Origin of the sequence: Streptomyces hygroscopicus subsp. hygroscopicus (assembly GCF_001553455.1) — a bacterium.
Taxonomy (GTDB): domain Bacteria; phylum Actinomycetota; class Actinomycetes; order Streptomycetales; family Streptomycetaceae; genus Streptomyces; species Streptomyces hygroscopicus.
The window spans coordinates 1-10925 of the sequence record NZ_BBOX01000481.1 but is presented as its reverse complement, the minus strand read 5'-3'; the positions used below and the strand labels follow the sequence as shown (position 1 = coordinate 10925).

At 68.1% G+C, this 10925-nt stretch carries 11 protein-coding genes, 2 pseudogenes and 1 riboswitch; of the genes and pseudogenes, 6 read left to right on the top strand and 7 right to left on the bottom strand.

The features are described from left to right. Positions 1 to 213 precede the first annotated feature (213 nt). The 3 genes from AXW62_RS40050 to AXW62_RS36705 all read left to right on the top strand — a co-directional run bounded on the left by AXW62_RS40050 (position 214) and on the right by AXW62_RS36705 (position 2419). On the top strand, positions 214 to 699 hold the full coding sequence (locus AXW62_RS40050; RefSeq protein WP_306305085.1) for a GNAT family N-acetyltransferase: 486 nt from the start codon (positions 214 to 216) through the stop codon (positions 697 to 699). A gap of 142 nt (positions 700 to 841) precedes the next feature. After that, the gene (locus tag AXW62_RS36710) at positions 842 to 1207 is read left to right on the top strand and encodes a hypothetical protein (RefSeq protein WP_252368867.1); all 366 of its coding nucleotides are present in this window, start codon (positions 842 to 844) and stop codon (positions 1205 to 1207) included. 72 nt (positions 1208 to 1279) lie between these two features. After that, entirely contained in the window at positions 1280 to 2419 is a 1140-nt protein-coding gene (locus tag AXW62_RS36705) for a transposase family protein (RefSeq protein ID WP_252368866.1), read from the top strand. Positions 2420 to 2512: 93 nt separating this feature from the next. Here the strand turns inward: AXW62_RS36705 and AXW62_RS46445 are convergent, their stop codons facing one another. Both AXW62_RS46445 and AXW62_RS46440 read right to left on the bottom strand, forming a co-directional pair. Continuing rightward, a complete protein-coding gene (locus tag AXW62_RS46445; protein WP_252368865.1) occupies positions 2513 to 3046 on the bottom strand; it encodes an erythromycin esterase family protein in 534 nt (177 codons plus the stop codon). An 8-nt stretch (positions 3047 to 3054) separates the two neighbouring features. Further along, positions 3055 to 3810 (bottom strand): erythromycin esterase family protein, encoded by a 756-nt coding sequence (locus tag AXW62_RS46440; RefSeq protein ID WP_252368864.1) that lies wholly within the window; start codon positions 3808 to 3810, stop codon positions 3055 to 3057. Between the two features lie 374 nt (positions 3811 to 4184). Beyond that, positions 4185 to 4270: riboswitch (ZMP/ZTP riboswitch) on the top strand. 22 nt (positions 4271 to 4292) lie between these two features. Here AXW62_RS46440 and AXW62_RS36695 point away from each other — a divergent pair. Continuing rightward, complete coding sequence (locus AXW62_RS36695) at positions 4293 to 5159, top strand: bifunctional 5,10-methylenetetrahydrofolate dehydrogenase/5,10-methenyltetrahydrofolate cyclohydrolase (RefSeq protein WP_060948215.1); 867 nt, start codon at positions 4293 to 4295, stop codon at positions 5157 to 5159. Between the two features lie 106 nt (positions 5160 to 5265). Here AXW62_RS36695 and AXW62_RS46845 read toward each other — a convergent pair. Both AXW62_RS46845 and AXW62_RS36690 read right to left on the bottom strand, forming a co-directional pair. Beyond that, positions 5266 to 5370: pseudogene (locus AXW62_RS46845) on the bottom strand (IS21-like element helper ATPase IstB); the annotation flags it as partial. An 81-nt stretch (positions 5371 to 5451) separates the two neighbouring features. Continuing rightward, a complete protein-coding gene (locus tag AXW62_RS36690) occupies positions 5452 to 6081 on the bottom strand; it encodes a TetR/AcrR family transcriptional regulator (RefSeq protein WP_060948214.1) in 630 nt (209 codons plus the stop codon). 70 nt (positions 6082 to 6151) lie between these two features. On the opposite strand from AXW62_RS36690, the gene AXW62_RS36685 reads away from it, so the two are divergent. Then, positions 6152 to 7024 (top strand): ketopantoate reductase family protein, encoded by an 873-nt coding sequence (locus tag AXW62_RS36685; protein WP_060948213.1) that lies wholly within the window; start codon positions 6152 to 6154, stop codon positions 7022 to 7024. A gap of 188 nt (positions 7025 to 7212) precedes the next feature. Here AXW62_RS36685 and AXW62_RS44975 read toward each other — a convergent pair. Both AXW62_RS44975 and AXW62_RS36680 read right to left on the bottom strand, forming a co-directional pair. Continuing rightward, positions 7213 to 7907 (bottom strand): annotated as a pseudogene (locus tag AXW62_RS44975) (transposase); the annotation flags it as partial. A 616-nt stretch (positions 7908 to 8523) separates the two neighbouring features. Beyond that, positions 8524 to 9414 (bottom strand): SDR family NAD(P)-dependent oxidoreductase, encoded by an 891-nt coding sequence (locus AXW62_RS36680; RefSeq protein WP_252368863.1) that lies wholly within the window; start codon positions 9412 to 9414, stop codon positions 8524 to 8526. Positions 9415 to 10045: 631 nt separating this feature from the next. Here AXW62_RS36680 and AXW62_RS43565 point away from each other — a divergent pair. After that, positions 10046 to 10267, top strand: a complete 222-nt coding sequence (locus tag AXW62_RS43565) for a hypothetical protein (protein ID WP_060948212.1) — start codon at positions 10046 to 10048, stop codon at positions 10265 to 10267. A gap of 408 nt (positions 10268 to 10675) precedes the next feature. Here AXW62_RS43565 and AXW62_RS36670 read toward each other — a convergent pair. Further along, the coding region (locus tag AXW62_RS36670; protein WP_159061036.1) for a DUF4232 domain-containing protein at positions 10676 to 10925 on the bottom strand (250 nt) is incomplete at its 5' end.

Below are 10925 nucleotides of genomic sequence, written 5' to 3'. Positions count from 1 at the left end.
GGAGTGAGCCTTCGACAACTTGAAGTCGCAGTTCAAACGGCTGGTGTGACCGATTCTCAGCATGCTCACGCTGGTCGTAGGCAGGTGTCCGCAGAGGAGATCGTTCGTCAGGAGCCGTTCTCGTGAGAGGGGGCGTCGGCAGAGGGGTAAAGCAGTTCGTTCTCCGGTGCCTGGGCTACTACGGTGGCGCGATGGTGCGCGTACGGGAGATGGATGAGGCCGACATCGAGGCCGTTTCGACGATCCGAGTCCGAGGATGGCAGGCGGCGTATTGTTCCCCAGACGTATCTGGATGCAATGACGGTGGAAGGCGATGCCGGTCAACGGCGGCAGTGGTTTTCTCAACCCGGACGAAAGTCTAAAGACGTTGTGGCGCTCGGGGACCGTGGCCCGGTGGGGTGGATCTGCTTCGGGCCGTATCGAAGTGAGATGCCCGGTCTGGAACGGGTCGGTGAGGTCTACGCCCTGTACATCTCGCCGGATCTGATCGGCCAGGGCATCGGCCGGACTCTCCTGGGTGAGGCTCATGCTCAGATGAAGGGCCAGGGATTCGAGACATCAGCTTTGTGGGTGTTGTGCGACAACCAGCGAGCCCGGCGCTTCTACGAGCAGGCCGGCTACCAGGCTGACGGTGCGGCTCAGGACGATGTCTACGACGGGATCACGCTCACTGAGCTCCGCTACCAGCACGTGCTTTGACAGGGGCCAGCTTGTCGGTTCCCGCTCACTGCGACCGGGCAGCTCTCTACGATCCGATCCACCCGAGCTGCTGGAACGGATCACCGGGCGTCGCGCGGAACTGGACGAACTCGAAGAAAAGCTGGCCAAACAGCTGGCGGAAGTGCGGGCTGAGCGAGACGAACTCGCCGTCGTCGAACGTGTCCTCGAACGGATGGCCGGGCAGCTCGCCGGGGAACGGGCCTCGGCCGTCCGTGTGCCTGGGCAGGTGGCCGGACGGGCGGTGATGCTGATCCCGCACCGCGAACCGGGCGTGGAGGAGGACTCGCTCCCGTGGGACTACCAGCGCATTATCGCCGCCCTGCGGCAGGCCGCTGGGCCCGTCATGGCCCGCGAGGTCGGCGAGGTGGTGGGGGTGGACGTCAGCGTGCGGTCCAAGCTGGAACCGTTACGCAGCAAGCTGGTCAGACTCGTCGATCGCGGCTCGCTACGGAAACTGCCTGACGGCCGGTTCACCACCCGTCTGTGACTAGCAGTAGCGCCACGCCGAGCGGCTCGGAACGGGCGTAACCGGTGTGCCCTCGGCGGCCGTTGGAATTGTGTGACGAATACCGAAGAACGCGCCGAGGACACCTGCCCGCTTGTCTACCAGTGCCGCCTGCCGCTATCCACGCGCACCGTCAACCACCTCGCCGACCTGCTCAGGCGCCATCTGAAGGTGATCCGGTCCCAGTGGCGGATCCTGCCACCAGGAAAGATCGCGATGATCGTCCTGGCCGTACTGCGGCACGACCAGCGCCTCGCCGACATGGCCGGCGGCAACAACGTGTCCGAGTCCACCGTCCGTCGCTGGCGCGACGAGCTAATCGGACTGCTCGCCGCCCAGGCACCGCGCCTGGACCGCGCCCTGAAGAAGATCGCCAGGCAGGGCGGAGAGGTGGTCCTGATCGACGGCAACCTCATCCGCACCCAGCGCCGCACCGGCAAGGCCGACCGGCGGAACTACTCCGGCAAGCACCGTAGCCACGGACTGCACTTCCTCGCCCTGACCGACGAGAAGGGCCGCCTGATCTGGATATCCGCCGCCCGGCCCGGCCGCACCCACGACAACACCGCCGCCCGCCACGACCACCTCCTGACCCACCTGCGCGCCGCCGGCCTCGGGGCACTGGCGGACCTCGGCTTCCGCGGCCTGGACAACGACATCCTCGACCCCTTGATCGTCACCGGCTACACCGCCAGCCGCACCCACAAGCTCACCCCAGGTCAGAAGGAAGCCAACCGCGTCCTCGCGATCGGACGGGCTCCGGTCGAGCACGGCTTCGTCCACCTCAAGAACTGGCGGATCCTCATCAAGCTCCGCACCGACCCCGCCCGCGCCACCCACCTCCTGCGCGCTCTGCTCGTCCTGACGAACCTCGAAATACCGCTGACAGATGATCTTCTTCGCGGACTCCCGCCCACGACCAGCGTGAGCATGCAGAGAATCGGTCACACCAGCCCTTTGAACTGCGACTTCAAGTTGGCGAAGGCTCAGTGGAGTCCACCCGATGCCGTGCATCGCTTGGACGCGGAACATCGCGGGTTCCACTCGGTGGGCGACGCCCGGCATCGTCACCACAGCCAGGCGGTGGAGTGCCGCACCCGGGACGATGACGAAGCGTCTGACACGCACGGGCCCCACCGCTGGTCGAAAAAGTCGAAGTTCACCGCTGACGTCCCGCCGCAAGTCCCCCCGTGACCTACTCGCCGGCGGCCAGGGGCTGCCCGCTGCCCCTGGGCAGGCAACAGGGGCCTCCTGGACGGAGGTCCCTCTTGCCTGGAATCGGGATGGTCAGAAGTGCACGGTGCGGTCCCGGGTGACCGTTGGGACGGCGAGCACGGCATCGAACGCCTCGGAGACGGGAGTGCTCAGCACGGAGCTCTGGGACCGGATGTTGTTCAGCAGTGGTGCTCCCTGGGCGTCGCGTGGTGCGTGGCGCAGGTTGGTCAGGGTGATCCGGTCGGCGAGGCCGGCGTCGGTGAGGGCGGCTTCGACGCTGCCGGGCTCGGCGGGCTGGAGGCGGGCTTCGGCGAGGGTGAAACCGACGGCAGCGCTCTGGTTGGGGTACATCTCCGGCACGTGGTCAGATGTGTGGACGAGGGCCACGGCGCGGTAGTCCTGGCCAAGCATCCGCTGCAAGTGCCGGCCCATGGGCAGCGCGGTGAGGCCGCCTCCGAGCTCCAGCTCCGTCTTGTGGATATGGCTGTTGTGTGCGGCGAGGACGATCCGGGTTCCTGGTGCGGCCCGCTCCAGGTGCCAGCGCACTGATTCGGCCATGTAGACCTCACGCACGGCCAGGTCCGCGGCCGAGCCCCGACCAGACATCAGGGCATTCATCGCTGGAACATGTAGTCGGTGTGGCAGGCCGCTTCCACCCGGCGTCGGGCGATGTCGAAGCGGCTCTGACTGCTGCGGGGGACGTAGAGCGGCTCGGCGGCGCGCAGCCGTAGCAGCAGCCGTGCCAGTGTGGCGGTCAGTTCGTTCTGTTCTGCTGGCTGAAGCCCGGCCCAAGCGGGCCCGGCAGCGGCGCCGGATCTGCAGTCCTTGAGGAACCGATCGCTGATCTCCAGGACCGTGTCGACGAGGCGGAGTGCGTCGGGGTCGACTTCGCGCAGGTATTCGGCCACCGGCTCAAGCGCGGGCCGTAGCGCCCCGCCGGCTTCGGGGACATCGATGCCGGCGAAGCGTAAGGGATGGGCGCTGGTGCGGTTGTGGTAGCGCAGCCAGCGCATGAGGTCTGCGGCACCCCACGTGGTGGCGAACCGGCCCACCTTCGCCAGATCGCCGTCGTCCCCCTCCCCCTGCAGCCACCGGTCGAGCGGGAAGGCTTCGCTGAAGCCGAACTCCATCGCGAGAACGGTGAATCCGCAGCGCTCGGCGAGGAAGCGCAGCACCCGCTGGCGTGCGCGCGAGAACTCTTCGACGAAGTGGGCGCCCTCACCGATCGCGACAACCCGGGCATCGCCGACGACCTGGCGGAACACTTCGAGGTCGTCGAGGGGCTGGTGCGGGTCCAGGGTGGTCAGTGTGGTGGAGTGCTCGCGGACCCAATCGGCAAGCACGGTACGGGAAGCAGGCTGAACAGGCACAGCTGGGGCTCATTTCTCGACTCGGAGGTCAGCTCGTCCGCAAGAGGCGTATGAGCGGCAGGCCGATGTGCAGGCGCAACCGGCACCGGGCCAACGGCGCGTCACGTCTGCCGACCAACTCCGTCAGAGGAAATTACTGCGAACTGCCGTGTCGGAAGCTAGCACCGGGCGCTGTCGACGCGCACACGGATATTCCGGTGGCCTCGTTCACTTCCAGCAGCAGTATTTATCTGTGAGTTTGGGAGGCATCTGGCGTGTGGACGCGTCAGGAATGTTCACGTGAAGTGACGTCACTGCAGAGGGGATGGCCCTTCGCAAGTCGCTACCACCCGAGGGTGCTGATCCGTGTGAGCGTGCTGCGTCTACTACAGTTCGGCGTGGGCCGTGACTGGCGCTGAGGTGGAGCACCACCGGGGAGCGGTCTGACGAGACGTCGATGCCGTGCGCCTGGGCGAGTGGTCAGCAACGCCTGGAGGGCAACGATGTCCCCGACTCAGACGGCCCAGCTCATGGAGGGCACCAGCCTCGCCAAACGTATCGTTGACGAGGCCGCTGCCAAGGCGGCGGAGATCTCACGACGCACGGGTACCAGCCCCTGTCTGGCGACGGTGTTGGTGGGAGAGGACCCCGCGTCGACCACGTACGTCCGCATGAAACGAGCGCGGTGCGCGAAGGCAGGAATCCAGTCCCGGCATATCGGTCTGCCCGCCACCACCACGACCGCCGAACTGATCGACACCCTCGCGGACCTGTCCTGCGATCCGGAAGTGCACGGCATCCTGCTCCAGCACCCCTGCGGCCCGCACATCGACGAGCGAGCGGCGTTCGAGTTCATCGCTCCGGAGAAGGATGTCGACGGGGTCACGATGCACTCCTTCGCCGCGATGAGCTTCGCGCTACCGGGCTTCGTGTCCTGCACCCCGAGCGGGATCATGCGGTTGCTGGAAGCATACGACGTCGAACTCGCCGGCAAGCACGCCGTCGTGGTGGGTCGCAGCGCGATTCTCGGCAAACCGGCCGGGATGCTCCTGCTCGCCAAGGACGCAACGGTGACATACTGCCACTCCCGGACAACCGACCTGTCAGCGATCGTCCGGGAAGCAGACGTCGTGGTAGCAGCCGTGGGACGGCCCCGGCTGATCCGCGGTGAGGACATCAAGCCCGGCGCGGTCGTGATCGACGCCGGCTACAACCCAGGCAACGTCGGCGACGTGGACTACGACACCGCCCTCACCCGAGCTCGTCTGATCACTCCGGTTCCCGGCGGCGTCGGGCCGATGACCATTGCCGTCCTGCTCGCGCAGACCGTGGAAGCCGCCGCGAACCAGCTCGGAATGCAACACCATTGATGGCCTCACCAGTGATGGCCTCGCGAGCAGCTCATTGTCTTCTGATGGCGGCTCGCCGCCTGTGAGGGCGGTGAGCCGTCGAGAGGCGTGGCCCGCGGATGTGCCAGCTGGCCTTGGCGGGTTCTGCGGCCCGCGCTCGAGTGGCGAGGGTTCCGGTCTCGATGATGGTGCCGTTGAAAGTGAGCCGGTCGACGATGGCCACGCAAAGACGCCGCCGAGGAAGCGCCTCGCCGCCCTCGCCCCCAGGGCGGACTCCGCCTGACCCGCGCCGCCACCGTCTGTCGTGGCTCCGTCAGGTCCGGGTCGGTGGCGCACTCATCGCTGCCGTCAGGAACGTGATCGCCCATCGCCGGGCCGCCTCGCCCGCCACCGGGGACACGCAGCCAGGGGAGGGCTGCTGGTGGGCCTCGAGGCGGTCGACGGCCGTCACGGCAAGGATCCCCCGCATCCGGAACCGCAGCTCCTGCGGGGAAAGGCCGGGCAGTACGCGTGCGAAGGCCGCGAAGTAGCGCTCGCGGACGAAGTCCTCGGCCGGGCCGGTCCAGGTGCGTGCCTCCCCGGCCGGGTCGCTGAGGATCATCACGATCAGCCGGGCCCTCCGGGCGCCGCCCTCGTCGCCGGCCGGCACCTCGTCGAACAGCGGCCCCGCGAATGCCTCCACCAGTGCACTGACCGGCGGGTCGGGGGTCCGGGCGAGCAAGGCGTCGAGCCCGGCGCACTGAGCAGCGTTGATGGGCTCGATCACGCGGCGGGCGACCGCGGCCATCAGCTCCGCCTTCGAGCCGAAGTGGTAGCCGACGGCGGCCAGGTTCGCTCCGGCGAGTGCGGTGATCGCGCGGACCGAGGTGCCGCGGTATCCGTGCTCGGCGAAGAGGCGCTCGGCCGCGTCGAGGATCTGGGTGCGGGTGTCTGGGGTCGCCACACGAGGGACTCTACCCATGCTTGAATGAAACGAACGTATGAATCAAACGGACGTATGGAAAAGGTCTACCGTGAAGCTGCTCGTATACGGCGCCGGGGTGTGCGGCAGCCTGTTCGCCGCCCGCATGCACCAGGCCGGCCACGACGTCTCGCTCCTCGCCCGGGGCGAGCGCCTGACCGCCCTGCGCCGGCAAGGGGTGCGGCTCGCCGAGGAAGACGGCCCGGCTGTCAAGCGGGTGCCGGTACCGGTGATCGAGCACCCGGGCGCCGGGTACGACCTGATCACCGTCTTCGTCCGCACCCACCAGGTGGACACCGTGCTGGAAACACTCGCCGGTGTCCCAGGTGACGTGCTGTTCCTGCTCAACTGGGCAGCCGGCCCGCAGACGCTGGGCGCGGTGATCGGCCAGCAGCGGGTACTGCTCGGCTTCCCCACCACTGGCGGCACGATGGACGGCGACGTGGTCCGCTACCGCATGAGCAATGTCATCACCCGCCGGGTCGCGATGCCGATCGGCGAGCCCGACGGCCGTACCACCCCGCGACTGGAACGGATCGTGGAGACGTTCCGTACCGCCGGGATCAACGCCAAGACCGAGCCGCGGATGGACGCCTGGCTCAGGACGCACGCCGCGTTCGAAGTCCCGCTCGGACAGGCGATACACGCGGCAGGCGGCCCGGCAGCGCTGGCCGACACCCCGGACGCGGTCCGCGGCATGCTCCACCTCATACGGCAGAACCTCGCCGCGCTGGACACGCCGCCGGTGCCCCGCGCGTTCACCGCGCTGCGGGCCCTGCCGCAAGGGCTCCTCGTGGCCGCGCTCCGGCGCTTCCTGAAGAGCCCGACAGCCGCGCACAGCGCACTCAACGCCCCCTCACCCGCCACAGCGGCCGAACTCGAGCGGCTGGCCGAACAGCTCCGCGCCCCTGCGGGAACCCGCTGAGGGATCCTTTCCAAAAGCCCGGATCCCGCGGGCGAGGATCATGCAGTGCTGCGCGAGCTCAAGGAAGGCGTCATGCCTGTCCTCTTCTATTGATGTGAATCTGAACTGGAAGCTCCTACAGATCGTCAAACGGTCTGCAGGAGCCGGTCCTGCGGAATGTCCTCTCGGGCTACCCAGCGGGTCCGTCAACGGCGAGGGCCGTGGAGCCAGGCGATAGCTCACTCCGCAACCCACCACACCCGCCCCAGACCCGAGCCGTGCAGCTCTCACCGCGCCGGGCACTCCCCGGGACGATGCCACACGCTCATGCAGACGGCGGCGACAGCTGCCGTAGGTCATAGCCACAGTCGGCACACCAAGGTGCGGGACCTGCACCGCGGCCGACCCCGCATGCCCCGCACCGGCGGCAAACCGTCAACCAACGGCAGGAACGGCGCGACGTCGTCGCGGTACCCACCGGTACGCGACACCCGCAGCAGGGCTGCCATACGCGCCGGCCAGCACGTGATCTCTCGAGCCCCGCCGCGGACCGCGCACGACTCGGCCGGACTCCGACCGACCCCCGGGCCGCCCCGCCCCCGCTTAGCCTGCACATCCCAGGCATCGACAGTGACGCGGGAGAAGCCCAGACCGTCCGCCACCCCGCAGCCGATCCAGCACCCGCTGGAGCCCCTCCCCCACCCCAGCCTCCTGCCACGCGGCCAGCCGCCGCCACCAGGAAAGCCCTAAGCCGAAGCCCAACTCCTGCGGCATATACCCCCACTGGATTGTGGTGTACAGCACGAACAGCACACCCTGCAGCGCCTTACGTCCTCGATCGCTTGCGCCTCGGATACCGGAACCGCCGTTCACACCTCGGCAGCAGCGGCTCGATCACCGCCATCACCGCCCACAACCCGTCCCTGACCTCCCACGGCTTCCGCCGTGGCCTTCTCAGACGACACACCCACCACACAGACCGTCTGACGCCGCATCGGTGAGGGGTACCGCGTATGACCACGGACGCACCGCTGGATCCGGGAGCGCTCAGCGAGGACTTCGCAACGCGATCCCTACCCCCTCTACGAGACGTTGCGCGCGCAGGGCCCCGTGCACCGCGTGCGGCTGCGGGACGGCATTTTGGGCGAAGGATCGGACGTGACCGGTCAGGGCATCGAGTTTAAGGCAGTTGGCCAGGATGGTCTTGAGCCGGAGCTGTTCGATCTCGGTCAGAGTTTCGGGTCGGCTGAGGATCCATCTCGTCACCGCGCGGGGTGCTGGCGGTTGCGCGGTGACCGGCCGTGGCGAAGTGCGCTTCTCTCGCAGGTAGGCGCTCGCTCCGCCATGGAGAGTCCGCCACGTGGCCATCGTCTCGAGAACAGCATCATGAGGCACTCCCACCGGCGAGCAGCGGCCCGTGACATCTCCCGGCCCCTGGGCCGCCGCGACACCACGCGCTGTTCTTTCGCAGCGAAGGCTGAGCATTCTCAGCAAAGCGCGAGTGGTGTCAGGTGCGGCCGCTACCGGAAGACCCGGCCGGTACCAGCCCAGCGCGCTTCGGCGCACGCCGGCGCCGACGCCGTGCCGCCTCGCCTCCGCGTCCTCGCCCGGACTCCTACAGTGCGTGCCCGCCTGCTACTTGCACGATCTGGCCGGTGATCCAGCGGGCTTGCGCGGAGGCGAGGAAACACCACGGCGTCGGCGATATCGCCCGGGGTGCCGACCCGGCGCAGCGGGATGGACGGTTCAATGCCGCGTACCAGGTCATCTGACATCCAGCCGGTCTGCACCGGCCCAGGCGCGACGGTGTTGACGCGGACGCGCGACGGCCCGAGGTCGATGGCGGCGGCGCACGTGAAAGCTTCCAGTGCGGCCTTGGATGTGCCGTAGCCGATTTGTCCGGGGAAGGCTCGCGCGGCGTCCGTGGAGATGTTGACGACGACGGTGTCCCGTGTGCCTGCGGCGCGTCGGGCGAGTTCGGCGGTCAGGAGTGCAGGGGCGGTGACGTTGACGTCGTAGGTGCGGCGCAGGCCTGCGTGGGTCAGCGTCAGGGCGCCGTCAGGGGTTTCGCAGTGGGCTGCGTTGTTCACCAGGACGTCCACCGGGCCGAGTCGTGACTCGATGGCGTTGAACAGGACCGGCGCCGCGTCTGCTGCGACAAGGTCGGTTTCGGCTATCGCAACCGCCTCTGCGCCGAGTTCACGGACCCGTTCGGCTGTCGCCTCCGCATCGACTCGACTGCCGATCCGGTGTTCGATGCCCGATGTGTAGGGCAGTTCACCGCGGCCGAAGAAAAAGTGCAACCCGATGCGGGCCCCTTCACGGGCGAACGCCTCGGCCACAGCGCGGCCGATCCCACCGTCCGCCCCCGTGACCGCAACGACCGCTCCGGCCAAGCCTGTATCGATCATCCGCATAGCCTTGCAGGGCCGCCGCGACAACGGCAAAACGAATTGCTCGCAGCCCGCTCACAGACTGTGCTGTCCGGCCCCGTTCGCCCCGGGGAACGACCCGATCGAGGGTCGCCGTACGCACGTACGGCCCCCTCACCGTCTCCCCAGACAACCAGCCCTAAAACGATCACTCAACCGTCGGTGGGAAAACGACCGGTCACCGACCTTCCACGACAACGCTCACCCTTCACCGCGAGAGGCCACGCGCCGAAAGCCCGGGGCAGTTATTGGCCTCCACACACAATCGCACCCATATCTGACCTGGCGACTGATGAGCTGATTGACCCGTAAAAATCCGCATCAAGAATGCGCGGGACTCACCGCACTCGACAGTGAAGAGCACCCCGGACCCGCCGGGAACAGTGGCACGCGGCGGCCGAGCGGGTGCACGCGGCGGTGACCGAACACACCACCACGTCGGCCGGGCCGAACCGCTTCGAGACGGAGCGGACAGTGAAGAAGACCGCACAGCCCCCGGAAGAGGGGGCGGGTTATAGCGGGGCAGGACCTTGCCAGGTGAGCAGACGTCGCATCTCGCGATTCTCCGGGTGGGCCAGGAGTTCGGCCGTTTCCCGGTGGTGACGAGGGTGTGCTCGTTGCGGGCCTGCCCGCAGTCGCGGCGGTGAAGACGGCGGGAGGGGGCGTCCTCGGTGTGCTGGTGGAATTGTTCCACCACCCACTGCCGGGTGATCGCGCCGTCGACGGGGACTTCGCTGTAGTCCTCGCCGGGAATGGGGTGATCCGCTCGCTGAGGGCGCTGATCGCAGTGGGCGCGCCGGTGGCGTGGGAGCGGCCGTCGGCGTGCTCGTAGCGGGTCGGGAGGATGGCTTCGCAGTCGGCCCACCAGCGGCCGTCAGCAGTACGGGTCCCTTGAGTAAGGATGACGTCAAGTACTTGGCTGTCCGGCGCCGCCGCACCTCGCCCACAGGCCGATGTCCGCGCGCCACTGCTCTGCACCCCATGATTGGGGATTCTGGTTCGGATCAGAGGGTGCAGGGTGCGCCGAATGATCCCTCGGCGATCCCTCTGGGCGGGAGCCAGCTCCGGGGGAATCGAAGGAGGTACCTCTGGCCACGCTCTGCCCGAGGCGGGACGGTTTCCTTTGGCCTCGTACGAGGCCATCGGGCACATGGCTCACCGGTCAGGCCCGGGGTGTCCCCGGCGATCCGCCCGTGTACGCGAGCATGTCTTCCGGTGAGGCGGCCCTCCGCCCCCGGGCTTACATCGCCGCGTTGACCGGGCCGATGAAGGTCCCCGGGCGGGTGGCGCCCGACTGGTCCAGCAGCGCGCCGCCGTAGGGCCAGTCCAGCACGAGGTTCCTGCGCTCGTTCGGCGGGGTGATGACCACCTGGTCCGGCGCGAACTTCCGGTCGTCGTCGCGGGTCGAGGCCAGGAATGTGATGTCGAAAGCGACCTGCTCGCCGGGGCTGACCGTCACGGGCCTGGGCTTCTCGTTGTCCCGCCGCAAG

Bases quoted from the DNA above. Each gene is read 5' to 3' on its own strand.
- AXW62_RS40050 (WP_306305085.1), top strand. From the start codon at position 214: ATGAGGCCGACATCGAGGCCGTTTCGACGATCCGAGTCCGAGGATGGC.
- AXW62_RS46445 (WP_252368865.1), bottom strand. From the start codon at position 3,046: ATGTCTGGTCGGGGCTCGGCCGCGGACCTGGCCGTGCGTGAGGTCTAC.
- AXW62_RS36695 (WP_060948215.1), top strand. From the start codon at position 4,293: ATGTCCCCGACTCAGACGGCCCAGCTCATGGAGGGCACCAGCCTCGCC.
- AXW62_RS36680 (WP_252368863.1), bottom strand. From the start codon at position 9,414: ATGATCGATACAGGCTTGGCCGGAGCGGTCGTTGCGGTCACGGGGGCG.